The 25,730-nt window shown below is 54.3% G+C and carries 19 protein-coding genes; 4 read left to right on the forward strand and 15 right to left on the reverse strand.

Annotated elements, in window-relative coordinates; all coding sequences use genetic code 11:
• Window positions 1-21: 21 nt before the first annotated feature.
• From lpxK to ADJ24_RS17615, 9 genes are all read right to left on the reverse strand, one after another.
• Window positions 22-999, reverse strand: coding sequence for a tetraacyldisaccharide 4'-kinase (gene lpxK / locus ADJ24_RS17575; RefSeq protein ID WP_023310999.1), 978 nt, complete (start codon window positions 997-999; stop codon window positions 22-24).
• Window positions 996-2,744, reverse strand: a complete 1,749-nt coding sequence (gene msbA, locus ADJ24_RS17580) for a lipid A ABC transporter ATP-binding protein/permease MsbA (protein WP_023310998.1) — start codon at window positions 2,742-2,744, stop codon at window positions 996-998. Before msbA ends, lpxK begins: the two co-directional genes overlap by 4 nt.
• Window positions 2,745-2,780: 36 nt before the next feature.
• Window positions 2,781-5,045 (reverse strand): ComEC family protein, encoded by a 2,265-nt coding sequence (locus ADJ24_RS17585; RefSeq protein WP_048703207.1) that lies wholly within the window; start codon window positions 5,043-5,045, stop codon window positions 2,781-2,783.
• A 215-nt stretch (window positions 5,046-5,260) separates the two neighbouring features.
• Window positions 5,261-5,548: an integration host factor subunit beta gene (ihfB, locus tag ADJ24_RS17590; RefSeq protein WP_008499965.1), complete on the reverse strand. Its 288-nt coding sequence runs from the start codon at window positions 5,546-5,548 to the stop codon at window positions 5,261-5,263.
• Window positions 5,549-5,718: 170 nt separating this feature from the next.
• The gene (rpsA, locus tag ADJ24_RS17595) at window positions 5,719-7,392 is read right to left on the reverse strand and encodes a 30S ribosomal protein S1 (protein ID WP_008499966.1); all 1,674 of its coding nucleotides are present in this window, start codon (window positions 7,390-7,392) and stop codon (window positions 5,719-5,721) included.
• 111 nt (window positions 7,393-7,503) lie between these two features.
• Complete coding sequence (gene cmk / locus ADJ24_RS17600) at window positions 7,504-8,187, reverse strand: (d)CMP kinase (RefSeq protein WP_013097305.1); 684 nt, start codon at window positions 8,185-8,187, stop codon at window positions 7,504-7,506.
• Between the two features lie 185 nt (window positions 8,188-8,372).
• Window positions 8,373-9,656 carry a 3-phosphoshikimate 1-carboxyvinyltransferase gene (aroA, locus tag ADJ24_RS17605; RefSeq protein WP_023310996.1) on the reverse strand — a complete coding sequence of 428 codons (1,284 nt, stop codon included), beginning with the start codon at window positions 9,654-9,656 and terminating at the stop codon, window positions 8,373-8,375.
• A gap of 69 nt (window positions 9,657-9,725) precedes the next feature.
• Window positions 9,726-10,814, reverse strand: coding sequence for a 3-phosphoserine/phosphohydroxythreonine transaminase (serC, locus tag ADJ24_RS17610; RefSeq protein ID WP_029739497.1), 1,089 nt, complete (start codon window positions 10,812-10,814; stop codon window positions 9,726-9,728).
• Window positions 10,815-10,976: 162 nt separating this feature from the next.
• Window positions 10,977-11,669, reverse strand: coding sequence for a DUF421 domain-containing protein (locus ADJ24_RS17615; RefSeq protein WP_023310994.1), 693 nt, complete (start codon window positions 11,667-11,669; stop codon window positions 10,977-10,979).
• 127 nt (window positions 11,670-11,796) lie between these two features.
• Between ADJ24_RS17615 and ycaO the strand changes: the two genes are divergently transcribed.
• From ycaO to pflA, 4 genes are all read left to right on the forward strand, one after another.
• Window positions 11,797-13,557, forward strand: coding sequence for a 30S ribosomal protein S12 methylthiotransferase accessory factor YcaO (ycaO, locus tag ADJ24_RS17620; RefSeq protein ID WP_023310993.1), 1,761 nt, complete (start codon window positions 11,797-11,799; stop codon window positions 13,555-13,557).
• Window positions 13,558-13,963: 406 nt separating this feature from the next.
• Window positions 13,964-14,821 (forward strand): formate transporter FocA, encoded by an 858-nt coding sequence (gene focA, locus ADJ24_RS17625; RefSeq protein ID WP_008499974.1) that lies wholly within the window; start codon window positions 13,964-13,966, stop codon window positions 14,819-14,821.
• A gap of 51 nt (window positions 14,822-14,872) precedes the next feature.
• Window positions 14,873-17,155 (forward strand): formate C-acetyltransferase, encoded by a 2,283-nt coding sequence (pflB, locus tag ADJ24_RS17630; RefSeq protein WP_023310992.1) that lies wholly within the window; start codon window positions 14,873-14,875, stop codon window positions 17,153-17,155.
• Window positions 17,156-17,359: 204 nt separating this feature from the next.
• Window positions 17,360-18,100: a pyruvate formate lyase 1-activating protein gene (gene pflA, locus ADJ24_RS17635; protein WP_023310991.1), complete on the forward strand. Its 741-nt coding sequence runs from the start codon at window positions 17,360-17,362 to the stop codon at window positions 18,098-18,100.
• A 36-nt stretch (window positions 18,101-18,136) separates the two neighbouring features.
• Here pflA and ADJ24_RS17640 read toward each other — a convergent pair whose 3' ends face one another.
• From ADJ24_RS17640 to serS, 6 genes are all read right to left on the reverse strand, one after another.
• The gene (locus ADJ24_RS17640) at window positions 18,137-18,658 is read right to left on the reverse strand and encodes an anti-virulence regulator CigR family protein (RefSeq protein ID WP_023310990.1); all 522 of its coding nucleotides are present in this window, start codon (window positions 18,656-18,658) and stop codon (window positions 18,137-18,139) included.
• Between the two features lie 123 nt (window positions 18,659-18,781).
• Window positions 18,782-19,930, reverse strand: a complete 1,149-nt coding sequence (locus tag ADJ24_RS17645; protein ID WP_023310989.1) for an MFS transporter — start codon at window positions 19,928-19,930, stop codon at window positions 18,782-18,784.
• A 274-nt stretch (window positions 19,931-20,204) separates the two neighbouring features.
• The gene (locus ADJ24_RS17650) at window positions 20,205-21,068 is read right to left on the reverse strand and encodes a dimethyl sulfoxide reductase anchor subunit family protein (protein ID WP_047742312.1); all 864 of its coding nucleotides are present in this window, start codon (window positions 21,066-21,068) and stop codon (window positions 20,205-20,207) included.
• 1 nt (window position 21,069) lies between these two features.
• The gene (locus ADJ24_RS17655) at window positions 21,070-21,687 is read right to left on the reverse strand and encodes a DMSO/selenate family reductase complex B subunit (protein ID WP_023310987.1); all 618 of its coding nucleotides are present in this window, start codon (window positions 21,685-21,687) and stop codon (window positions 21,070-21,072) included.
• 10 nt (window positions 21,688-21,697) lie between these two features.
• Window positions 21,698-24,142, reverse strand: a complete 2,445-nt coding sequence (dmsA, locus tag ADJ24_RS17660; protein ID WP_023310986.1) for a dimethylsulfoxide reductase subunit A — start codon at window positions 24,140-24,142, stop codon at window positions 21,698-21,700.
• Window positions 24,143-24,354: 212 nt separating this feature from the next.
• Window positions 24,355-25,647: a serine--tRNA ligase gene (gene serS, locus ADJ24_RS17665; RefSeq protein WP_023310985.1), complete on the reverse strand. Its 1,293-nt coding sequence runs from the start codon at window positions 25,645-25,647 to the stop codon at window positions 24,355-24,357.
• Between the last annotated feature and the right edge of the window lie 83 nt (window positions 25,648-25,730).

Genomic DNA, 25,730 nt, shown 5'->3' on the forward strand with positions numbered 1-25,730 from the left:
CCACCAGAACCGCGTAAGCGTTTATTTCACCAACGCAATCAGTTCCTTGAGCAAACGTTCCGGCTGCTCGCCGCTGAGTTCAGCGTCAACCGGCAGATACCACCAGTTTTCTTTCGCGAAGGCACGGCATTTCACCGCATCTTTTTCGGTCATGATCAGCGACTGCCCGGGTACGGTCAGGGCGTCTACCTGCCCTTCCACCAGCGCCTGGTGGTCGGCCAGCGGAACGCGTTTTTCCAGCCGGGCACCACACTGTTCCAGCGTCGCAAAGAAGCGCGGCGGATGGCCAATCCCCGCCATCGCCACCAGTGAAGGCAGCTCAGCAACCGACCGGCGCTCACCCGTCACCAGGTTGATCGCCAGGCCCGGCTGCAGGTACATCGGGATTTCACCCGCTTTTGCCTCACCACCGTTCACAATCACCGCATCAACGGACTTAAGGCGCGAAGCGCGTTCACGCATGGGTCCGGCCGGCAGCCACCAGCCGTTACCGAAACGGCGGACCCCGTCGATCACCACAATTTCTTTATCACGCGCCAGGGCGTAGTGTTGCAGGCCATCGTCAGTGATAATGATTTGTACCGCATGTTCGGCAAGCAGTGCCTGAACGGCGTCGCTGCGCACCGGGGAGACCGCAACCGGCGCGCCGGTACGCTGGAAAATCAATACCGGCTCATCACCCGCTTCGGCAGTCGTGGTTTCCGCCGTCAGCAGCAGCGGATAACGCCCCGCTTTACCACCATATCCGCGCGATACCACCCCCGGGCGGATACCGCGTTTTTGCAATTGCTCGACCAGCCAGATCACCACCGGCGTTTTACCGTTGCCGCCCGCCGTAAGATTACCGACCACCACCACCGGAACCGGCGCGTGCCAGGCACGCTTCAGCCCCAGACGGTAAAACAGACGGATAGTGCCGCTCACCAGGCCGTATAGCCAGGAGAGCGGCAAAAGCAGGAGCCACAGCGGGGATTCACCGGACCAGATGCGTGCAATCATTCGCCAAACTGCATCTTATGAAGCTGGGCGTAAACGCCGCGGTGTTCCAGCAAATCAGCATGGCTTCCGCGTTCAACAATGATGCCGTCTTCAACCACGACGATTTCGTCAGCCTGCTCGATAGTCGACAGACGGTGCGCAATCACCAGCGAGGTACGGTTTTTTTGCAGCTCATCCAGCGCAGACTGAATAGCGCGTTCAGATTCCGTATCCAGTGCGGAGGTCGCTTCGTCCAGAATCAGAATTGGGCTATCGCGCAGCAGCGCACGCGCAATGGCGATACGCTGACGCTGACCGCCGGAGAGCAGCACCCCGTTCTCACCGATTATCGTATCCAGACCGTTATCCATCTTGTTGATAAAGTCCATTGCGTAGGCCATACGCGCGGCATTCTCAATCTGCTCGCGGCTGTATTCATCCGTGCGCGCATACGCAATGTTGTTTGCCACAGTATCGTTGAACAGGTGCACGTTCTGGGAGACCAGTGCCACCTGGTTACGCAGCGACTGCAGGGTATATTCCCGCAGATCATGACCGTCCAGGAGGATCTCACCTTCGTTAATATCGTAGAAACGGGTGATCAGGCTGGCAATAGTTGATTTACCCGAGCCGGAACGGCCCACCAGCGCCACGGTTTTACCCGCCGGAATGGACAGGTTGATATTACGCAGCGCCGGCGTTTCACGTCCAGGATAGGCGAAAGTGACATTGCGGAATTCAACGTCGCCACGGGCGCGCTCAATCTCGCGTGTACCTTCATCTTTTTCCTGTTCGGAATCCAGAATGCTGAACAGCGTCTGACAGGCAGCCATCCCGCGCTGGAACTGGGCGTTGACGTTCGTCAGGGATTTCAGCGGACGCATCAGGGCGATCATCGAGGAGAAGACCACGGTGATAGTACCCGCCGTCAGCGTCTCCATGACGCTCGGGAAGCTTGCTGCATACAGGACGAATGCCAGCGCCAGGGAGGCAATCAGCTGAATAATCGGGTCAGAAATGGAAGAGGCCGAGACCATTTTCATCCCCTGCAGACGCATTTTGTTGCTGACTTTATCAAAGCGTTTGGTTTCGACGTCCTGACCGCCAAAAATCAGAACTTCTTTATGCCCTTTCAGCATCTGTTCCGCGCTGGTCGTCACCTGCCCCATCGTGTTCTGCATGTTCTTACTGATATTGCGGAAGCGCTTTGAGACGACGCGGATAGCAATAGAAACTATCGGCGCCAGAACGATAAGGATGATCGACAGCTGCCAGCTGTAATAGAACATCATCGCGAACAGACCGATGATTGACGCGCCCTCACGCACAACGGTGATCAGCGCGCTTGAGGACGAGGAGGCAACCTGCTCAGAATCGTAGGTAATACGAGACAGCAGCGTCCCGGTAGACTGCTTGTCAAAGAACGAGACCGGCATGCCCATCATGTGGCTGAACAGGCGACGGCGCATGGTCATCACCACTTTCCCTGATACCCAGGAAATACAGTAGCTGGAAATATAGCTGGTGATGCCGCGTAAGATCATCAGTCCGATAACCACCAGAGGCATCCATAGCAACACTGAGCGATCCGTTTTACCAAAACCGTCGTCCAGTAACGGTTTGAGGAGCGATAGCATAAAAGTATCGCTGGCTGCGTTGAGGATTAACGCTACACCCGCCACGATCAGGCCTGCTTTAAAGGGTGCAATCATCGGCCAGAGTCGGCGGAAGGTTTGCCACGTGGAGAGATCTTTGTCGTTATGCATTCAAAAAACCAGCATTCGTTGAAATAGCCGCATATTCTACCCGTTATCGACGGGCTCGCCAAACCACTGATGATACCAAACGGGTAAAAATTGCTCCCGCAAGCGCCGGATTTGCCAGTGATGTTGCGAGAATGTCACCGATATTTGTCCAGAATGAGGGGTATCGTGCCAGATGTACCCCTCTTTTCGATAGCGTCGGACAACTTTTGCCGACGGGAATCGCCATGCGTTATAGCGGGCCGCGGAATCCAGTGCAATCTGACCTTCCACCCGCTGTACCAGCGGCAATGACGACGAAGTATTGCTGCCATGATGGGGCACCTGTATAAGCGTGGACGTCAGATAACGCCAGTAATGGCTAAGCATAGCCTGTTCCGCTTGCGCTTCAATGTCCCCCGTTAGCAGAACGCTCTGCTCACCGTCGTCCACCTTTACCACGCAGGAATGGTTATTTCCCTGAGCCGGGTAATTTTCGGGGGGCCAGTGGACAGTGAAGGAGAGTCCCTGCCATTTCCATCTCTGCCCGCGAAAACAGGGCCGATGTCCCGCCTGGCGCAACGGGCTTCTTACCCACGCGTCCGGCCACGCTTTTTGCAACGATGCGAGTCCTCCCGCATGGTCGAGGTGTTCATGACTGAGAATAACGCCTTCAGGCCGCAGGTGATGCCAGCGAAGCCACGGGATAATCAACCGCTGCGCGCTATCCCCGCCCGGCCAGGCGAGCCCGGTATCATAGAGAATGGCTTTTCCCTGCCGTTCAATGACCATCGCCAGCCCCTGCCCCACATCCAGCATATGCAGCGTCCAGCTGTCGCTTTTTTCCGTTCGCCACAGAGGAAATGTCAGTAAGGCACTTCCTGCAAGACAAACGGCAGGAAGGGTTTTCCAGGCAAGAAAGCGCCATCCGATGATGATAAGCCAGGGCAGTAATGTCATGTACTGCCAGCGTTGGTCGACACTCTGCCAGCCGTCAGGCAGGCGCATGAGGAGCCAGAACAGCCCGGCAAGTGACTTATTGGCTGCGAACCAGACAACGCTTTCAGGTGCCGCCAGCGGCAGCAGATGAAGCAGCATGCCGAGCAGGATCAGCGGCACGGAGACAAACGTCACCAGGGGAATGGAAAAGAGATTCGCGACCAGGGAGGAGATGCTGAAACCATGGAAAATCAGAACCTGTAGCGGCATCAGCAGCATCAGCATGCCGACCTGCAGATAGATCAGGTTCAGCAGCGGCCGTATACGTCGTACCCGGTGCCAGCCAGGAAGAGGCAGCCACTGAAACCAGAAAATCAGCGCGGCGACAGCAAATGCAGACAAGAGCAGACTCTGCGAGAGTATGGCTAAGGGATCGCTTATCAGGATCGCCGCGATACAGCAACCCCATACCTGCCAGGGAGACCATTGCCGGGCAGCGATCCGTAACATTGCAAGCACAGCAAGCGCGATGACCGTGCGTAGCGCAGGAGGCTGCAGACCGGTAAGCCAGGCGTAGAAAGCGGCAAAGCACAACCCGGCCAGAAGAGGCATTTGCCATTGGATCCAGTGGCTGGGTAATAAAAACTGAATCCCACGCGCGAGTAACCAGGCGAGGGATGCCGCCAGCGCGATATGCAGACCCGAAATAGCCATCAGATGCAGCGTTCCGGTTTCACGCATCAGGTCTTGTATTTCCCGGGGCACATCCAGACGTTCGCCCATTCCCAGTCCGAGAATAACCGCCCCCCATCGGTAAGCAGAAAGGCGGTTTTGCAGTGACATGAGATATTGCGCTCGCAGGCTGCAGCGTCCATCGACGAGTTCCGCACGGGTGAAGTGACCGCTCAGCGTTTGATGGCGGGCAAAGGCGCTACGCTGGGAATCATAACCGCCGTCGTTCAGTTCGCCATGGACAGGTCTGAGCCTGAGCGTCATGCTCCAGCGCTGACCGGCACACGCTTTCTGTGGCAGATAATTGCCATACAGCGTTATGCCGGTAGAGGCCCACCAGCGCTTGCCATCAACGCGAAGAATGTTTCCCTGATGCTGCGTTGCGCCATCTGTGGCGGTGATCGCTACCTCAGCCTGCACGGCCCCCGTGGTTAAATGCTGCATCGGCCAGACGCTCTCCTTCGCAGCCAAAATACCCCACACGCAAAATAACAGCGTGAGACCCGCATACTTCAGTCGTACGTTTCGCCGTGCGGCCAGCACGACCCCGCCAACAATCATTATCCACACGGTGTGGCGTGATGGCAGTTCAGGTAACCAGAGTAACGGGGCTATTGCCAGAATGACGCAGACGCTAAGCGCGGGAATTCCCATTGCTACCTCCCTGTTTCAGAGGGGCAGTATCTAATCAGGCAGAGCGAATTGTCAGATGGGAAAAGTACGTTTTACAGCGCGCGCTGTTCTGTTTTTATCGGTTTGCAGAAAACGAAACGGAAAAATGCGGGGCACCTTCAGAAGGAAAGCGACAGAGACAAAAAAAGCACCCGCAGGTGCTTTCTTTCGAACCCAGTTTAACCGGCTGGCTAAACTCAGTTGCCGTAAATATTGGCGCGATCGCGCAGTTCTTTACCCGGCTTAAAGTGTGGAACGTACTTGCCTTCCAGCTCGACTTTATCGCCAGTTTTCGGGTTACGCCCGGTACGTGGAGCACGATAGTGCAGAGAAAAACTACCGAAACCGCGGATTTCAATGCGCTCGCCCTGGGCAAGAGTGGAGGCCATATGCTCCAGCATCTCTTTTACGGCATCTTCCACTGCCTTGGCAGGGATATGCGGTTGCTGACTGGCAAGTCTTTCAATCAATTCTGACTTGGTCATGATTCCTCCGGTTCCTTTCAAACCAATTAGCTGAACAGCTCATTAAACAAGGGCGGCCGTAGCCGCCCTTTGTTATTGATTACAGGACGAATCCTGCAATCTGTCAAGTTTGCTCCTCATCCTTCACGCTGTAAATGCGTTACAGCGCAAATGATGCTGAGAACCTGATATTACTCGCCTTTAGCTGCTTTGAAAGCTTCAGCCATTGCGTTGTTAGAGAAGTTTGCATCTTCCTGTTTGTTAACAGTTGCGATTGCATCTTTCTCATCAGCTTCGTCTTTAGCACGAACAGACAGGCTGATTGCACGGTTCTTACGGTCAACACCGGTGAACTTAGCTTCAACGTCGTCGCCTACGTTCAGAACCAGAGTGGCATCTTCAACGCGGTCACGTGAAGCTTCAGAAGCGCGCAGGTAACCTTCAACGCCGTCAGCCAGTTCTACGGTTGCGCCTTTAGCGTCAACTGCAGTCACTTTACCGTTTACGATTGCGCCTTTCTTGTTCAGTGCAACCCAGTTGTTGAACGGATCTTCTGCGAGCTGTTTAACGCCCAGGGAGATACGCTCACGCTCTGCGTCAACCTGCAGAACAACTGCAGCGATTTCGTCGCCTTTTTTGTATTCACGAACTGCTTCTTCGCCTGCAACGTTCCAGGAGATGTCAGACAGGTGAACCAGGCCATCGATGCCGCCGTCCAGGCCGATGAAGATACCGAAGTCAGTGATAGACTTGATTTTACCTTCAACACGGTCGCCCTTGTTGTGGGTTTCCGCGAACTGCTGCCATGGGTTGTTTTTGCACTGTTTCAGGCCCAGGGAGATACGACGACGTTCTTCGTCGATATCCAGAACCATCACTTCCACTACATCACCAACGTTAACAACTTTGGATGGGTGGATGTTTTTGTTGGTCCAGTCCATTTCGGAAACGTGCACCAGACCTTCAACGCCTTCTTCGATTTCAACGAAGCAGCCGTAGTCAGTCAGGTTGGTTACGCGACCAGTCAGTTTAGTACCTTCTGGGTAACGCTTAGCGATAGCTACCCATGGATCTTCGCCCAGCTGTTTCAGGCCGAGGGATACACGAGTACGCTCGCGGTCAAACTTCAGCACTTTAACAGTGATTTCGTCGCCCACGTTCACGATTTCGCTTGGGTGCTTAACGCGTTTCCACGCCATGTCGGTGATGTGCAGCAGGCCATCAACGCCGCCCAGGTCAACGAATGCGCCGTAGTCAGTGAGGTTCTTAACGATACCTTTGACTTCCATGCCTTCCTGCAGGTTTTCCAGCAGCTGATCGCGTTCTGCGCTGTTTTCGGATTCGATAACGGCACGACGGGAAACAACAACGTTGTTACGCTTCTGGTCCAGCTTGATTACTTTGAACTCAAGCTCTTTGCCTTCCAGGTGCAGAGTGTCACGAACTGGACGAACGTCTACCAGAGAACCTGGCAGGAACGCACGAATACCATTCAGCTCAACAGTGAAGCCACCTTTAACTTTGCCGTTGATAACACCGACCACAGTTTCAGCTTCTTCGTAAGCTTTTTCCAGCGTGATCCATGCTTCGTGACGTTTAGCTTTCTCACGAGAAAGCAGGGTTTCACCGAAGCCGTCTTCTACTGCGTCCAGAGCAACGTCAACTTCGTCACCAACCTGGATTTCCAGCTCGCCCTGGGCGTTTTTGAACTGCTCTGCCGGAATGGCGGACTCAGATTTCAGACCGGCGTCAACCAGTACTACGTCTTTGTCGATAGCAACAACAACACCGCGAACGATGGAACCCGGGCGGGTTTCGATTTCTTTTAAGGATTCTTCAAACAGTTGAGCAAAAGATTCAGTCATGTTTAATCTTCAGGTTAATATTAACGTCCACCTGGCTCCGTGCCGGATGGGGTTGTTTCACATACCCGCCGTCAATCCATTGCAGCGGGGGTACTGCTAAATCGGTCGCGATTACGCGAGTGCCAGTTTTTGGCGCGCATATTGTAGCGCTTTTTCAATCACTTGCTCAATAGTTAAACTGGTTGAATCCAGAACTAATGCATCTTCTGCAGGAACAAGTGGGGCGACGGCGCGGTTACGATCGCGGTCATCGCGCTCTTTTATCTCGGATAAAAGGCGATCAAAGTTAACACTAAACCCCTTTTCCTGCAACTGAAGCATGCGGCGTTGAGCACGTTCTTCCGAAGAGGCGTCAAGGAAAATTTTCACTGGCGCATCAGGGAATACCACCGTTCCCATATCGCGTCCGTCAGCGATCAGCCCCGGGGCTTCACGGAACGCGCGCTGACGACGTAACAGCGCCTCACGAACGCGCGGGAACGCAGCGACCTGAGAGGCCGCATTAGCCACTTCCTGCGTACGGATTTCGCCGCTCACGTCTTCCCCTTCAAGGATGACTTCCAGGTTGCCATCGGTCGATACGAAACGCACATCCAGATGCGCAGCCAGCGGAACCAGCGCTTCTTCTGACGCCACGTCCACATGGTGATGCAGCGCGGCCAGCGCCAGCACGCGATAGATTGCTCCCGAATCTAAAAGATGCCATTGCAATGCTTCCGCCATCGCTTTGCACAGAGTACCTTTCCCTGCGCCACTCGGCCCATCAATGGTGATTACCGGGGCAACTGCCGTCATCTTTTTCTCCTTAAATAAGGCATACCGTTTACATGAACGCCGCGCATTATACGCGCCAACGTGCGCAACTGTTACCTTTGCGTGCAAATTACGGAATGATTGAAGCAGAGTGTAGAAGAAATGAGCGGAGGTGTTCGTAATGAAGCGTAAGGAAATGCCGCATCGGGCGATGCGGCAATACGTTATCAGGCCAGCGTGCTAATGCGTGCCAGCTGTTCGAAGTAGTCCGGGAAGGTTTTCGCCGTACATTTCGGGTCAAGGATGGTCACAGGCGTGTCTGACAACGCCACCAGCGAGAAGCACATCGCCATGCGGTGATCGTTGTAGGTGCCGATTTCCGCAAACTGCAGTTTTGCCGGAGGGGTCACGCGAATGTAGTCTTCGCCCTCTTCCACCTCGGCACCGACTTTTCGCAGCTCGGTCGCCATCGCGAACAGGCGGTCCGTCTCTTTTACGCGCCAGTTGTAGATGTTACGCAGCGTGGTAGTGCCTTTGGCAAACAGCGCCGCCGTGGCAATGGTCATCGCCGCATCCGGGATATGGTTCATGTCCATGTCGATGGCGTTCAGCTCGCCGTGGGTACAGGAGATGAAGTCATCGCCCCAGGTGACAATGGCGCCCATTTTTTCCAGCACGTCCGCAAAACGGATGTCGCCCTGCACGCTGTTACGGCCAATACCGGTCACTTTTACCGTGCCGCCTTTAATCGCACCCGCGGCCAGGAAGTAGGACGCGGATGACGCATCCCCTTCAACCAGGTAGTTGCCCGGAGACTGGTACTGCTGCGCCCCGCGCAACACGAAGCGCTGATAGGACTGGTTTTCCACCTCAACGCCGAAGGTTTTCATCAGGTGCAGCGTGATATCAATGTAAGGTTTGGAGACCAGCTCACCTTTAATTGTGATAACCGTATCCTGCGGTGCCAGCGGCGCGGTCATCAGCAGTGCCGTCAGGAACTGGCTGGAGACGCTGCCGTCCACCTCGACGTGACCGCCGGTAAAACCTCCGCGCAGACGCAGTGGCGGATAGTTTTCCTGCTCAAGATACTCAACCTGCGCGCCGCCCTGACGCAGAGCATCCACAAGGTGACCAATCGGACGCTCTTTCATGCGCGGCTCGCCGGTCAGCACAATGTTGTTGCTACCCAGGCACAGGGCCGCCGCCAGCGGGCGCATCGCGGTACCCGCGTTGCCCAGAAACAGCTCAAGCTCTTCGCCCGAGCGCAGCGCGCCGCCGTTGCCGGTCACTTCGCAGCGGGTACGATCGTCGGAGAGAGTGTAATGAACGCCCAACGCTTTCAGCGCATTGAGCATATGACGCACGTCATCGCTGTCCAGCAGGTTTGTGAGGACGGTGGTGCCGTTTGCCAGAGCTGCCAGCAGCAGAGCGCGGTTCGAGACACTTTTTGAACCAGGCAGATTAATGGTGCCATCTACCCGCGCGATAGGTTGTAACGTCAGGGATTCCATGAAAACTAAACTCTCAACTCAACATAATAAAAACCCCGCAGGGACGCTGCGGGGGTGAAAAACAGCAAATTAACCGTGACGACGTTCGAAGTCGATCATGAAATCCGTCAGGGCTTTAACGCCTTCCAGCGGCATCGCGTTATAGATGGAGGCACGCATGCCGCCAACGACACGGTGACCTTTGAGCGCATGCAGGCCTGCCGCGAAGGACTCTTCCAGGAACACTTTGTCCAGGCTGCTGTCCGCCAGCTGGAACGGCACGTTCATGCGGGAACGGTTAGCTTTCGCCACATCGTTGCGGTAGAAATCGCTCTTGTCGATCACGCCATACAGGAGTTCAGCTTTCTGCTGATTGACCTTGTCCATCTGCGCCACGCCGCCGTTTTGCTTCAGCCATTTGAAGACCAGGCCGGAGAGATACCAGGCAAACGTTGGTGGGGTATTGAACATCGAATCGTTATCGTTCAGCACGGTGTAATCGAGAATCGACGGGCAGGATTTATGCGCTTTACCCAGCAGGTCCTCACGCACGACGACGATAGTCAAACCGGCCGGGCCGATATTTTTCTGCGCGCCCGCATAGATAACGCCGTAGCGGCTGACATCAATTGGCGCAGACAGAATGGTGGAGGAGAAGTCGGCGGCAACCACGACATCGCTGCCGAAGTTTGGCGTCTCGTCGATGGCAATCCCGTCAATGGTTTCGTTCGGGCAGTAGTGCAGATACGCTGCGTTATCGGAAAGCTGCCACTCGCTCATTGGCTTCACGGCGCGCAGACCGTCAACGGTTACTTTGGCGTCGATAACATTCGGCGTGCAGTATTTATGCGCTTCTTTAACGGCGCTTGCTGCCCAGTAACCCGCGTCAACGTAGTCAGCCGTCGTTTTGTCACCGAGGATATTCAGCGGAACGCCCGCAAACTGGCCGCGCCCACCGCCGTGACAGAACAATACTTTGTAGTTCGAGGGAATGTTCAGCAGATCGCGAAAATCCTTTTCTGCCTCTTCCGCCACCTGAATAAACTCTTTACCACGGTGGCTGATTTCCATCACCGACGTACCGAGACCGTTCCAGTCACAGAGTTCCTGTTGAGCCTGTTTAAGCACGTCTGCCGGTAACATTGCCGGACCTGAACTGAAATTAAAGACTTGAGCCATTTCCCCTCACCATGCTAAAAGCCATAAGTTATAACTGTGGATATCGGTTTTATCATTCAGTGACACGCGCCGCAATGTCTAAAACTTATGACCCGTGAAATGTGCCCCGCGTCACACAAAACAATCTGCCGCCTCGCTAAGACAAAACCGACAAAATGGCTGTCAGGTGATGCGTTTGGCCCGGCTAACCTTCGTCCATTCCGGATTTGCACAGCGGGGGCATAATTGACGATCCCCCGGCTGCATCGCGACAACATGGCTACATCTTACGCAAGCATACTCGCCTGATTCCGGTACGGTTCTGAAACGCTCGATCAGCATATCCGGCAGGATACACAGCCCCGGCTTCACCTCGTCGTCAGAATAGTAATAGACGCTGATCTGCCCGTTGGTTTCCATGATCGCCAGACGCACCTGTCCGAGCTGTTCAACGCTGTTCAGGCGAAGCTCCATAAAGAACTCAAACTCGGTCATATTGGCGCTTTGTACATTTTCCCAGGCCAGCTGTCCGTCCTCGACGATAACGACCGGCTTCCCTTCAAGCAGATCTTCCAGCTTTTCGCTTTTCGACATCAGCCACATGACAAGACGGTAAAGTAGCGCCAGTGAGACAAAAACGATAAACACCGGCACCATCGGCACATCGTCATAAAAGGCGACGTCCCCCGCCGCCGAGCCCAGCGTCAGTATGATCAACACCTCAAAGAGCGACATCTGCCGCACGCCGCGGCGGCCGGTGATTTTAAGAAACAGGAAGACGAGGACGAAGGTATACAGGCTACGCAGCGCCACTTCGCCCAGAAATTCAGGAGGAACTTTATCAAACGCCATCCGCTGGAGATCAAATGCTTTCATTTTTCTATGCCTTAACAGTCAGTTACTGCCACTAAGCATAGTCCAGCCTTTTATTTTCGCCGAAGATAGCACCCGTCACGCAAAACCCGTATCATTGCGCGCTTTACGTACGATAAAAGTGAACGCCATGACTCAAACGTTTATCCCCGGCAAAGACGCCGCTCTGGAAGATTCCATCGCTCGCTTCCAGCAGAAATTGACCGACCTGGGTTTTAACATCGAAGAAGCCTCCTGGCTCAATCCGGTGCCTCATGTCTGGTCCGTGCATATTCGCGATAAAGACTGTGCCCTGTGCTTTACCAACGGTAAAGGCGCGACAAAAAAAGCGGCACTGGCCTCTGCGCTGGGTGAGTATTTTGAGCGTCTGTCCACCAACTATTTCTTCGCTGACTTCTGGCTGGGCGAAACCATCGCTAACGGCCCGTTCGTTCACTATCCAAATGAAAAATGGTTCCCGCTGACCGAAGATGACGAGCTGCCGGAAGGTATTCTCGACGCGCGCCTGCGTGCTTTCTACGATCCGGAAAACGAACTGACCGCCAGCATGCTGATCGATCTGCAGTCTGGCAATGAAGACCGTGGGATCTGCGCCCTGCCGTTCACCCGTCAGTCTGACGAGCAGACCGTGTATATTCCGATGAACATCGTCGGCAACCTGTATGTGTCCAACGGTATGTCCGCCGGTAACACCCGCAATGAAGCGCGCGTGCAGGGTCTGTCTGAAGTCTTTGAACGCCACATTAAAAACCGCATCATCGCTGAATCCATCAGCCTGCCTGAAATTCCGGCAGACGTGCTGGCGCGCTATCCGGGCGTAGTGGAGTCCATCGCTAAGCTCGAAGCAGAAGGTTTCCCAATCTTTGCCTATGACGGCTCGCTGGGCGGCAAGTATCCGGTTATCTGCGTGGTGCTGTTTAACCCGGCCAACGGCACCTGCTTCGCCTCATTCGGGGCGCACCCTGACTTCGGCGTGGCGCTGGAGCGTACCGTTACCGAGCTGCTGCAGGGCCGTAGCCTGAAAGATCTCGACGTCTTCACTCCGCCAACGTTTGACGATGAAGAAGTGGCCGAGCATACCAACCTTGAAACCCACTTCATTGACTCCAGCGGTTTAATTTCCTGGGATATGTTCAAGCAGGACGCCGACTATCCGTTCGTGGACTGGAGCTTTGCGGGTACCACGGAAGAAGAGTTCGCCACGCTGATGGCTATCTTCAACGCGGAAGATCAGGAAGTCTACATTGCCGACTACGAACATCTTGGCGTCTACGCGTGCCGCATTATCGTTCCGGGCATGTCCGATATCTACCCGGCTGAAGATCTGTGGCTGGCGAACAACAGCATGGGTGCCCATCTGCGCGAAACGCTGCTGGCTCTGCCGGGCAGCGAGTGGGAGAAAGAAGATTATCTGAACCTGATCGCCCAACTGGACGAAGAAGGCCACGATGACTTCACCCGCGTACGCGAACTGCTGGGCCTGGCGACCGGTAAAGACAACGGCTGGTATACCCTGCGCATCGGTGAGCTGAAAGCGATGCTGGCCCTGGCGGGTGGCGATTTGGATCAGGCCCTGGCCTGGACCGAGTGGACCATGGAATTCAACCAGTCTGTCTTCTCTGCCGAACGCACCAATTATTACCGCTGCCTGCAAACCCTGTTGCTGCTGGCCCAGGAAGAGGACCGCGAGCCGCTGCAATACCTGAATGCTTTCGTACGTATGTACGGAGCTGAGGCCGTAGAAGCAGCCAGCGCGGCCCTGAGCGGCGAAGCGCCGTTCTATGGCCTGCAGGCTGTTGATAGCGATCTGAAAGCCTTCCCGGCGCATCAGTCGCTGCTGAAGGCCTACGAAAAGCTGCAGAAAGCAAAAGCCGCTTACTGGTTAAAATAAGCGCACATAACATTACCAGCAGTAGGCGTATTCAATCGTCTGGGCTATATTACGGGGCAATTTCATTGCCCCGTTTTTTATTTTCTTCGGCAATGACTGTTGATTGTAATAATAAAGTTAAACATGGGTAAATATAATAATATTTACCTGGGCTTTACTGTTACTTTTTATGGTAAATACTCCATATTAATTAACTGCGTCAGGGGTGGCCGAACGAAAAAATTCAACTCTTTTCATAACTTTTAAAATTTATTTTTATACGGATAATCAATTACTTACTCCGCATTTGTTGTAAAACCATACACACTGCGGGCCTATAAGCCAGGCGAGATATGATCTATATCAATTTCTCTTCTATAATGCTTTGTTAGTATCTCGTCGCCGACTTAATAAAGAGAGAGTTAGTGTGAAAGCTGACAACCCTTTTGATCTTTTACTCCCTGCTGCGATGGCCAAAGTTGCCGAAGAAGCGGGTGTCTATAAAGCAACGAAACACCCGATGAAGACGTTCTATCTGGCGATCACGGCTGGTGTGTTCATCTCTATCGCTTTCGTCTTCTACATCACCGCCACCACCGGTACTGCCGGAATGCCTTTCGGCATGGCCAAACTGATTGGCGGCATTTGCTTCTCACTGGGTCTGATTCTCTGCGTCATCTGCGGCGCCGACCTCTTCACCTCAACGGTGCTGATTGTCGTGGCAAAGGCCAGCGGAAGAATTACCTGGGGTCAGCTGGCACGTAACTGGCTTAACGTCTACGTGGGTAACCTGGTTGGCTGTCTGCTCTTTGTTTTGTTGATGTGGCTTTCTGGCGAGTACATGACCGCCAACGGTGGCTGGGGCCTTAACGTCCTGCAAACCGCCGACCACAAAATGCACCACACATTTATCGAAGCCGTTGCTCTCGGCATCCTCGCTAACCTGATGGTCTGCCTGGCTGTATGGATGAGCTACTCGGGTCGTAGCCTGATGGACAAAGCCTTAATTATGGTTCTGCCGGTTGCGATGTTTGTTGCCAGCGGCTTTGAGCACAGTATCGCGAATATGTTCATGATCCCAATGGGCATTGTCATCCGCGACTTTGCGAGCCCGGAGTTCTGGACCGCAGTTGGTTCATCCCCGGAAAGTTTCTCTCACCTGACTATTATGAATTTCATTACTGATAACCTGATCCCTGTCACTATCGGGAACATTATCGGTGGGGGTCTGTTAGTTGGGTTGACATACTGGGTCATTTACCTGCGTGGCGACGATCATCATTGATGGTTTTCTCAGGCAGTAAATAAAAAATCCACTTAAGAAGGTAGGTGTTACATGTCCGAGCTTAATGAAAAGTTAGCCACAGCCTGGGAAGGTTTTGCGAAAGGTGACTGGCAGAATGAAGTAAACGTACGTGACTTCATTCAGAAAAACTATACCCCGTATGAAGGTGACGAATCCTTCCTGGCTGGCGCAACTGACGCGACCACCAAGCTGTGGGACAGCGTAATGGAAGGCGTTAAACTGGAAAACCGCACTCACGCGCCAGTTGATTTTGACACCTCCGTTGCTTCCACCATCACTTCTCACGATGCTGGCTACATCAACAAAGCCCTTGAGAAAATCGTTGGTCTGCAGACTGAAGCACCACTGAAACGCGCAATCATCCCGTTCGGTGGTATCAAAATGGTTGAAGGTTCCTGCAAAGCGTATAACCGCGAGCTGGATCCAATGCTGAAAAAAATCTTCACCGAATACCGCAAAACCCACAACCAGGGTGTATTCGATGTTTACACCAAAGACATTCTGAACTGCCGTAAATCTGGCGTTCTGACTGGTCTGCCAGATGCGTATGGCCGTGGCCGTATCATCGGTGACTACCGTCGCGTTGCGCTGTACGGTATCGACTTCCTGATGAAAGACAAGTACGCGCAGTTTGTTTCCCTGCAGTCTGACCTGGAAAATGGCGTAAACCTGGAAGCGACTATCCGTCTGCGTGAAGAAATCGCTGAACAGCACCGCGCGCTGGGTCAGATCAAAGAGATGGCGGCGAAATATGGCTGCGATATCTCTGGTCCGGCTACCAACGCTCAGGAAGCTATCCAGTGGACCTACTTCGGCTACCTGGCCGCAGTTAAGTCTCAAAACGGTGCAGCAATGTCCTTCGGTCGCGTATCCACCTTCCTGGATGCCTACATCGAACGTGACCTGAAAGCAGGCAAAATCACCGAGCAAGACGCTCAGGAAATGATTGACCACCTGGTCATGAAACTGCGTATGGTTCGCTTCCTGCGTACCCCTGAATACGATGAGCTGTTCTCCGGTGATCCAATCTGGGCAACTGAATCCATCGGCGGTATGGGCGTTGACGGCCGTACTCTGGTAACCAAAAACAGCTTCCGCTTCCTGAACACCCTGTACACCATGGGTCCTTCTCCGGAGCCGAACATCACCGTTCTGTGGTCTGAAAAACTGCCTCTGAACTTCAAGAAATTCGCCGCTAAAGTGTCCATCGACACCTCTTCTCTGCAGTACGAGAACGATGACCTGATGCGTCCGGACTTCAACAACGACGATTACGCTATCGCTTGCTGCGTAAGCCCAATGGTTGTTGGTAAACAAATGCAGTTCTTCGGTGCGCGTGCAAACCTGGCGAAAACCATGCTGTACGCAATCAACGGCGGCGTTGATGAAAAACTGAAAATGCAGGTTGGTCCTAAGTCTGAGCCGATCAAAGGCGACGTTCTGAACTTCGACGAAGTGATGGACCGTATGGATCACTTCATGGACTGGCTGGCTAAACAGTACGTCACTGCACTGAACGTTATCCACTACATGCACGACAAGTACAGCTACGAAGCCTCTCTGATGGCGCTGCACGACCGTGACGTTATCCGCACCATGGCGTGTGGTATCGCTGGTCTGTCCGTTGCTGCTGACTCCCTGTCTGCAATCAAATATGCGAAAGTTAAACCAATTCGTGATGAAGACGGGCTGGCTATCGACTTCGAAATCGAAGGTGAATATCCGCAGTTTGGTAACAACGACTCTCGCGTTGATGACATGGCGGTTGACCTGGTAGAACGTTTCATGAAGAAAATTCAGAAACTGACTACTTACCGTAACGCTATCCCGACTCAGTCTGTTCTGACCATCACCTCTAACGTTGTGTATGGTAAGAAAACCGGTAACACACCAGACGGTCGTCGTGCTGGCGCGCCATTCGGCCCAGGTGCTAACCCAATGCACGGTCGTGACCAGAAAGGTGCGGTTGCCTCTCTGACTTCCGTCGCTAAACTGCCGTTTGCTTACGCGAAAGATGGTATCTCTTACACCTTCTCTATCGTGCCAAACGCGCTGGGTAAAGACGACGAAGTGCGTAAAACTAACCTCGCGGGTCTGATGGATGGTTACTTCCACCACGAAGCGTCCATCGAAGGTGGTCAGCACCTGAACGTGAACGTCATGAACCGTGAAATGCTGCTCGACGCAATGGAACACCCTGAGAAATATCCTCAGCTGACCATCCGCGTATCTGGCTACGCAGTACGTTTTAACTCCCTGACTAAAGAACAGCAGCAGGACGTTATCACCCGTACTTTCACTCAGTCCATGTAAGTGGAATTGACTGAAATCACGCGTTAAAAAGCGTACAATAAAGGCTCCACGTCAGTGGGGCCTTTTTAGCACCCTCTCCACCTTAGTCTCTTTTGTCCGCTATCTATACTCTATGGATATCAGCCAAAACAGACTTCAACACAGCCGGCTTTGAGCTGTGCATACTCAGGCCCCGGACGGGCCGATGCTGGAGATATCACCGCAATGTCAATTATTGGTCGCATTCACTCCTTTGAATCCTGTGGCACCGTCGATGGCCCGGGTATCCGCTTCATCACCTTTTTCCAGGGCTGCCTGATGCGCTGCCTGTACTGCCATAACCGTGACACCTGGGATACGCACGGCGGTAAAGAAGTGACCGTTGAAGACTTGATGAAAGAGGTGGTGACCTACCGCCACTTTATGAACGCGTCCGGCGGCGGCGTCACCGCATCCGGAGGTGAAGCGATTCTGCAGGCTGAATTTGTCCGCGACTGGTTCCGCGCCTGCCATAAAGAAGGCATTCATACCTGCCTCGACACTAACGGCTTCGTACGCCGTTACGATCCGGTTATCGACGAGCTGCTTGAAGTGACCGATCTGGTGATGCTCGATCTCAAACAGATGAACGATGAGATCCACCAGAACCTTGTTGGCGTCTCAAACCACCGCACGCTGGAATTTGCCAAATACATTGCCGATAAAGGCATCAAAACCTGGATCCGCTACGTGGTGGTTCCCGGCTGGTCAGATGATGACGACTCCGCGCACCGCCTGGGGGAATTTACCCGCGACATGGGCAACGTCGAGAAAATCGAGCTTTTGCCGTATCACGAGCTGGGTAAACATAAATGGGTGGCGATGGGCGAAGAGTACAAACTTGATGGCGTGAAGCCGCCGAAAAAAGAGACGATGGAACGCGTCAAAGGTATTCTTGAACAGTACGGCCACAAGGTGATGTATTAAAGAAAAGGCCCGGTGAGAACCGGGCCTTTTTATATTCTATTTAAAGACGCCGTTAATAACGGACGTCACGATGGCTGTACTCAGCGCAATTAAGACCAGGTCGTCTCCGACCACACGCCATTCATAGCCAGGGTAGGAAGGAAGCTGGCCCAGCATTGAGGCCGGCACGGTTTTCTTCGCAATCCCCGGAGGCAACGGCTTACCGCGCGCCAGGTTTTTCGCGATACCCGGAGGCAGAGAGTCATAGCCCGTTAAGCCATAATTCAGCGCCAGGTGGCGGGCATGATCGAAGCTCACGCGAGCGTCGACATCGTTACCGACATCTTTACTGCTTTTAAAACTTTTATCCGATTTTCCAGGGTTATCCTGACCGTTATTTTGCTTATTGCCATGGTTACCAGAATTCCCGTTACCATGATTACCGCCATTACCTTGTCCGCCACCGTTTCCGTGACCACCGCCATTCCCGTTTCCAGGATTAGCCATGACCGGAGCCGTTGCAAACGTTAAAGACAACACTACGGCAAGTGCGGTAGTGGAAAAACGACGAATAGACATGATTGCTGCCTTATAGTGGTAGGACTCACATGAATTATCGTCTGACGCAATAAACAAACAATAAGTAAAACTCTTAGTTGTGATGGGGACAAAAAAGCCTGTCATCGACAGGCTTTTATTTAATCAGGCATGTGCCACTGGCGTTGGGTGCTCTCCCGCTTTGCGCAGCAGCATTAAAAGATAAATAAACGATACGCTGGCGATCATGATAAACAATAAATTATCGGAATAATTCTGCATCAGCATCGCGGTAAACGTCGGCCCTAATAAACTGCCGATGGTATAGCTCAGTAACAGCGCCTGGTTCATTGCCACCAGCTGGTGATGTTCAACTTTCTCACAGGCCCAGGCCATCGCGACCGGATAGAGCGTAAAGCCGGCGGCCCCGAGAATAAACAGCGCAGGCGCCATCGCGGCGTTGCTGAGCATGGCAAGGCATCCCATAATCACCACAAAGACCTGAACGCGCAGCACCAGCAGACGGCCGAAACGATCCGCCAGTCGGCCAATCGGCCACTGCCCGACGATCCCCGCACTCACCATCACCGCCATCCAGAAACCAATTCCGGAATCGCTGACGCCCTGATGATTCAGATAGAGCGGCATCAGGCCGTAGAGCGAGCCCAGTACAATCCCCGAGATAATGCAGCCGTTAACGCCCAGACGCGCATGACGAAGTCTCAGCATCGGCCAGACGTGGGTCGCTTCCTGATGCTCGCTGTTCTGGTTCACAATGCGCGTGAAGAGCAGCGGCAGGATCGCGGCCAGCACCATGCCCGTTACCCACGGCAGAACGCTCATCAGATCGGTTGGCAGCTTGCTGACCATCAGTTGCCCCAGCACGGTGCCGACGTAGTAAACCATCATGTAGGCCGCCAGCAGGCGTCCACGGTTGCGGGAGGTGCCGCTGCACATCAGCGCACTTTCAACCACCACCCAAATCATCGCGCAGCCGATACCGGCGATAAAGCGCCACGCCATCCAGCTCCAGAAGCCGACCATCAGACCCAACCCGGCGCACCCGGCGGCGAAAATCAGCGACGCCAGATAATAGCTGCGATTAAAGCCGAAGCGCTTAATCAGGCTCCCGGTTAATAATGTGCCCAGCAGGTTCCCGGTGAAAAAGGACGAGCTGACCATACCCACCTGCCAGGTCGGTAAGTTTTCATGGGCGAGCCACAGCGGGACGAGCGTGTTTAACACTGCGATCGCCAGGGTCAACAGAAGCAGGCCACAGAGCAACAGGAGCACTGGCCGGGTATAGGTGGTCATGGATTAAAAACCGTGAGGAAGTTCAGATTTCGTGCGCATCATGCCACTGGCAAAAACAAAGTCAATCCACTGATTTAGCCGCCTCGCACAATATGTTCCCTGTCGATTTAAAAAACTTATCCTGCTAATGCCACGCCTGCTATAGATATTAATTATGTGTCTGTTTTTATTTATTAATGGGCGAAATTAAAACAAAACGACAGTAGAAAAATTTCATGATCGAAAAAAGAAAAACCGGGCACTCAGGCCCGGCTTGATATAACTCAATGCAACGTTAGCTGGCGATAGCCATACCAGCGGTCATATGCAACCCGTAGAACACGCCGCGGCCAATCAGTTCACCCGCCAGTACCAGCACAAAAGCCAGTGACAGCAGCGGCAGCGCCGGCTGATAGCCTTTGAGCTGAGGGGCAATCCAGAATACCAGCGCGGCGACCAGAAGAACGATACGCCAGGCCATCAGCGCACCGTAGTCCGGCACCAGGGCAGAAGCCTGCTGGATAGAGCTGTGAATGGTTGCCAGTTCAGCCCCCTGCATCAGGGCGACCATCGCACTCACCACCAGCGCCAGCAGAGAAACAGCGGGCAGCAAACGCATTGCCCACCCGTCTACGCCCGCCACGCGCAGCAGCAGGTAGCCCAGCAGCGGCCCGCCGATAAACATCGTCAGGAAGAAGCTCATCGGCGTCCAGACGCTGTACCAGGTTGGAACGGTATCTATGGTGTTATAGACGCGCACCATCATCCACACGAACACCACGCCCAGCACCATGGTCACGATAAGCCACAGGCTGCGCAGACCCGCAGGCAATTTCTTCAAAGCGGCCAGCAGCCAGCCCAGCCCCCCGACGGCAAAGAAAATTGCCCCACTGGCAATCTCGTTACTAAGGGATGAGGCCCCCACGCGGTTCAGAGAGTTAAACGCGCGCATCGGCGAACCAAGGTGCAGCGTAGAGGCGATAAAGCCAATTCCCATCAGCACCCACAGGCCAAACATACTCAACACTAAACGCTGCTGCTGTTCAGCGTTGAGATTCCCCTTCAACAGCGCCAGCGCGAGTACAATGAAACCGCCCGCCACGCACTGACCAAAGACCGTGAAGATCATCAGCGGCCATTCATGCCATCCACTTCCCATCTCACACCTCCTTCGGATTTGCCAGGTAGCCGGTAGTGTCACCTGTAGGACGGCTGTTGGCGTTAGGTTTAATCACAATGCTCGGCTTCGTGAAGTGCGCAGACGGCAGCGGTGCCACTGCGGCAAGCTGACCGTGTTTTTGACGCAGCTCTTCAACAGGACCGAAGTCCAGAGCGCGCAGCGGGCAGGACTCAACGCAAATCGGCTTTTTGCCATCCGCCACGCGGGTGTGGCAACCGTCGCATTTGGTCATATGGCCTTTGGCGGCGTTGTACTGCGGCGCGCCGTACGGGCACGCCATGTGGCAGTACCGGCAGCCGATGCAGACATCTTCATCCACCACCACAAAACCGTCTTCACGCTTGTGCATCGCCCCGCTCGGGCAGACCTTGGTGCAGGCCGGATCTTCACAGTGGTTGCAGGCAATCGACAGGTAATAGGCAAAGACGTTCTGATGCCAGACGCCGTTATCTTCCTGCCAGTCGCCCCCGGCGTATTCGTAGATGCGGCGGAAGCTAACGTCCGGGGTCAGGTCTTTGTAATCTTTACAGGCCAGCTCGCAGGTTTTGCACCCGGTGCAACGGCTGGAATCGATAAAAAATCCATACTGGGTTGTCATCGGCTACTCCTTAAACCTTTTCAACCTGGACAAGGTTTGTGTGGGATGGGTTGCCCTTCGCCAGCGGCGACGGACGCTGCGTGGTCAGTACGTTAATACTGCCCGCCTGGTCGATGCGGTTGGCATCAGGGCTGTACCAGGCCCCCTCTCCCAGCGCCACTACGCCTGGCATCATGCGCGGCGTCACCTTAGCTTCAATGTGCACCTCCCCGCGACCGTTGAAGATACGCACGCGATCGCCATTGCTGATGCCTCGCGCTTTGGCATCCATCGGGTTGATCCACATCTCCTGACGGCAGGCGGCCTTGAGTACGTCGACGTTACCGTAGGTGGAGTGCACGCGCGCTTTGTAGTGGAAACCGGTCAGCTGCAGCGGGAATTTCGCCGTCAGCGGATCGTTGTAGTTTTCGAAACCTGGCGTGTAGATCGGCAGCGGATCGATAACGTCCCCTTCCGGCAGCTCCCAGGTCGACGCGATTTTTGCCAGCTCTTCGGAGTAGATTTCGATTTTGCCCGACGGCGTGGTCAGCGGGTTTGCCTGCGGATCTTCACGGAACGCTTTGTAAGCCACGTGGTGCCCTTCCGGATCGCGCTGTTTGTACATACCCTGCTTGCGGAAGGTATCGAAATCCGGCAGGTCAGGGACCGCCTTACGGGAGAGTTCATGCAGATGGCGCATCCACCCTTCCTGTGTACGTCCCTCGGTAAACTGCTGCTCAACGCCAAGACGTTTCGCCAGCTCAGAAGTCATCTCATAAATGGTTTTGCACTCGAAGCGCGGTTTGATCGCCTGATCGGTGAAGATCACGTAGGACATGTTGCCGCAGGAGGCGTCCAGCGCGAAATCCATCTGCTCAGAGGCGGTGCAGTCCGGCAGCAGGATATCGGCATATTTCGCCGAGGAGGTCATGTGGCAGTCGATCACCACAATCATCTCGCACTTCTTATCATCCTGCAGGATTTCATGGGTGCGGTTGATTTCGGAGTGCTGGTTGATAAGACAGTTACCGGCATAGTTCCAGATCATCTTGATCGGCACGTCCAGCTTGTCCTTGCCGCGCACGCCGTCGCGCAGGGCGGTCATTTCAGGACCACGTTCGATCGCATCGGTCCACATAAACATGGAGATGCTGGTCTGAACAGGGTTATCCAGCGTCGGCATACGTTCAAACGGCACTTCATACGAGCCTTCACGCGCGCCGGTGTTACCGCCGTGAATACCGACGTTGCCGGTCAGAATGGAGAGCATGGAGATCGCACGGGTCGCGATTTCGCCGTTCGCATGGCGCTGCGGTCCCCAGCCCTGGCTAATGTAGGCCGGTTTGGCCGAGCCAATCTCACGCGCCAGCTGAACGATACGCTCGGCCGGAATACCGGTGATGGTGGACGCCCACTCGGGCGTTTTCGCCACGCCGTCGCTGCCCTGCCCGAGAATATAGGCTTTGTAATGACCGTTAGCAGGCGCGCTGGCTGGCAGGGTTTTCTCGTCATAGCCGACGCAGTATTTATCCAGGAAAGGCTGATCGACGAGGTTTTCGGTGATCATCACCCACGCCAGCGCGGAGACCAGCGCTGCATCGGTACCCGGACGGATTGGGATCCACTCGTCTTCACGTCCGGCGCCGGTGTCGGTATAGCGTGGGTCGATGATGATCATGCGGGCATTGGATTTGGCGCGGGCCTGTTCAAGGTAATAGGTTACCCCGCCGCCGCTCATGCGGGTTTCGCCCGGGTTATTACCGAACAACACCACCAGCTTACTGTTTTCGATATCAGACGGGCTGTTGCCGTCCGCCCAGCCGCCGTAGGTGTAGTTGAGTCCCGCAGCAATCTGCGCCGATGAGTAGTCACCATAGTGATTGAGATAACCGCCGCAGCAGTTCATCAAGCGTGCCACCAGCGTTTTACCCGGTGGCCAGGAGCGGGTCAGCGTACCGCCGAGCGTCCCGGTGCCGTAGTTCAGGTAGATGGATTCGTTGCCGTACTCTTTGATAAGGCGCTGCATATTGGTGGCGATAATGTCGTAGGCTTCATCCCAGCTAATCCGCTCGAACTTCCCTTCCCCACGCTTACCGACGCGCTTCATCGGATATTTCAGGCGGTCCGGATTATACACGCGACGACGCATGGAGCGGCCGCGCAAGCAGGCGCGAACCTGATGTAACCCTTCATAGTCATCGTCCCCGGTATTGTCGGTTTCGACATATTTAATTTCGCCATCCACCACGTGCATACGCAGCGGACAACGGCTACCGCAGTTAACGGTACAGGCACTCCACACCACTTTTTCCGGAGCTGAAGCTGGGGATAATGCATCCGCCGCTGAGGCCAGTCGGGTAAAAGGGAGCGTGAAAGCGCTGCTGGCTACGGCCAGGCCGCCTATTGCCGTGGTTTTCATCAACCCACGGCGAGTGACCTCGGCAGCCATTAATGCTTCAGGCGCGTTGATTTTCATAGAGACTCACTTTGGTTGCTCACAAAGAAAAGAGTGGCGGCGCAAAACCGCTATGTAGTTTTATATACAACGAATTTCTACGTAATCAGCTTTTTATGCTGACTTTCATTCGGAGGAGTATTACTACTTTAGAGGGAGGGGGTATTGCGTCGTATCAATTCCGCGGCATAAAAAAAGCGCCTAAAGGCGCTTTTTTGTTGTGAGGCAAAGAATTAGCCGATGTACTGCTGACCTTTCATGTATGGACGCAACACTTCAGGGATCTCAATACGACCATCTGCCTGCTGATAGTTTTCCAGCACGGCAACCAGCGTACGGCCCACAGCCAGACCAGAACCGTTCAGGGTATGCACCAGACGGGTTTTCTTGTCAGATTTGCTGCGGCAGCGTGCCTGCATACGACGCGCCTGGAAATCCCAGACGTTAGAGCAGGAGGAGATTTCACGGTAGGTGTTTTGCGCAGGCACCCACACTTCAAGATCGAAGGTTTTGCAGGCGCCAAAGCCCATATCACCGGTGCACAGGGCCATACGACGGTACGGCAGACCCAGCAGCTCCAGCACTTTCTCAGCGTGGCCGGTCATCTCTTCCAGCGCGTCCATGGACTCTTCAGGACGGACAATCTGCACCATCTCAACTTTGTCGAACTGGTGCATACGGATCAGACCGCGCGTGTCGCGACCGTAAGAACCTGCTTCAGAACGGAAGCAAGGAGAGTGCGCCGTCAGCTTAATTGGCAGGTCGTCTTCATCGATAATCTCATCACGCACGAGGTTAGTCAGCGGCACTTCAGCGGTTGGGATCAGCGCGTAGTTGCTGCTGTCTGCTTCCTCGTCCAGCGGACGGGTATGGAACAGATCGCCTGCAAATTTCGGCAGCTGACCCGTACCGTACAGCGTATCGTGGTTGACCAGATACGGCACGTAGGTTTCGTTGTAGCCATGCTGCTCGGTGTGCAGATCCAGCATGAACTGCGCCAGCGCGCGGTGCAGATGGGCAATCTGGCCTTTCATCACCACAAAACGGGAGCCGGTCAGCTTAACCGCTGCCGCAAAGTCCAGGCCCGCGTGCATTTCGCCCAGCGTCACGTGATCGCGCACTTCGAAGTCAAACTCACGAGGCGTACCCCAGCGTTTCACTTCAACGTTGTCGTTTTCATCTTTGCCGACAGGCACGCTGTCGTCAGGAATATTCGGGATAGCCAGGGCAATATCACGAATCTCGGCCTGAAGAACGTCCAGTTCAGCTTTTGCCTGATCCAGTTCTTCACCCAGTTTGTTCACTTCCAGGCGTAATGGCTCAATATCTTCCCCGCGCGCTTTCGCCTGGCCGATGGATTTCGATCGAGAGTTACGCTCTGCCTGCAGATTTTCAGTTTGTACCTGCAGAACTTTACGACGCTCTTCGAGAGCGCGCAGCTTATCTACATCCAGCTTAAAGCCCCGGCGTGCCAGTTTTTCAGCGACTGCGTCTGGCTCATTACGCAGCAGATTGGGATCGAGCATGCTTATCCTGTGCTTATCGAATTAAAATAGGAAAATGTGACCACAGCCTGCGGCCACAAGGATACATTGCCAACATTACCGCA

The organism is Enterobacter sp. 940_PEND (assembly GCF_001059415.1).
GTDB classification, from domain to species: Bacteria; Pseudomonadota; Gammaproteobacteria; order Enterobacterales; family Enterobacteriaceae; genus Enterobacter; species Enterobacter cloacae_M.

Bases quoted from the DNA above. Each gene is read 5' to 3' on its own strand.
- lpxK (WP_023310999.1), bottom strand. From the start codon at position 999: ATGATTGCACGCATCTGGTCCGGTGAATCCCCGCTGTGGCTCCTGCTT.
- msbA (WP_023310998.1), bottom strand. From the start codon at position 2,744: ATGCATAACGACAAAGATCTCTCCACGTGGCAAACCTTCCGCCGACTC.
- ADJ24_RS17585 (WP_048703207.1), bottom strand. From the start codon at position 5,045: ATGGGAATTCCCGCGCTTAGCGTCTGCGTCATTCTGGCAATAGCCCCG.
- ihfB (WP_008499965.1), bottom strand. From the start codon at position 5,548: ATGACCAAGTCAGAATTGATTGAAAGACTTGCCAGTCAGCAACCGCAT.
- rpsA (WP_008499966.1), bottom strand. From the start codon at position 7,392: ATGACTGAATCTTTTGCTCAACTGTTTGAAGAATCCTTAAAAGAAATC.
- cmk (WP_013097305.1), bottom strand. From the start codon at position 8,187: ATGACGGCAGTTGCCCCGGTAATCACCATTGATGGGCCGAGTGGCGCA.
- aroA (WP_023310996.1), bottom strand. From the start codon at position 9,656: ATGGAATCCCTGACGTTACAACCTATCGCGCGGGTAGATGGCACCATT.
- serC (WP_029739497.1), bottom strand. From the start codon at position 10,814: ATGGCTCAAGTCTTTAATTTCAGTTCAGGTCCGGCAATGTTACCGGCA.
- ADJ24_RS17615 (WP_023310994.1), bottom strand. From the start codon at position 11,669: ATGAAAGCATTTGATCTCCAGCGGATGGCGTTTGATAAAGTTCCTCCT.
- ycaO (WP_023310993.1), top strand. From the start codon at position 11,797: ATGACTCAAACGTTTATCCCCGGCAAAGACGCCGCTCTGGAAGATTCC.
- pflB (WP_023310992.1), top strand. From the start codon at position 14,873: ATGTCCGAGCTTAATGAAAAGTTAGCCACAGCCTGGGAAGGTTTTGCG.
- pflA (WP_023310991.1), top strand. From the start codon at position 17,360: ATGTCAATTATTGGTCGCATTCACTCCTTTGAATCCTGTGGCACCGTC.
- ADJ24_RS17640 (WP_023310990.1), bottom strand. From the start codon at position 18,658: ATGTCTATTCGTCGTTTTTCCACTACCGCACTTGCCGTAGTGTTGTCT.
- ADJ24_RS17645 (WP_023310989.1), bottom strand. From the start codon at position 19,930: ATGACCACCTATACCCGGCCAGTGCTCCTGTTGCTCTGTGGCCTGCTT.
- ADJ24_RS17650 (WP_047742312.1), bottom strand. From the start codon at position 21,068: ATGGGAAGTGGATGGCATGAATGGCCGCTGATGATCTTCACGGTCTTT.
- ADJ24_RS17655 (WP_023310987.1), bottom strand. From the start codon at position 21,687: ATGACAACCCAGTATGGATTTTTTATCGATTCCAGCCGTTGCACCGGG.
- dmsA (WP_023310986.1), bottom strand. From the start codon at position 24,142: ATGAAAATCAACGCGCCTGAAGCATTAATGGCTGCCGAGGTCACTCGC.
- serS (WP_023310985.1), bottom strand. From the start codon at position 25,647: ATGCTCGATCCCAATCTGCTGCGTAATGAGCCAGACGCAGTCGCTGAA.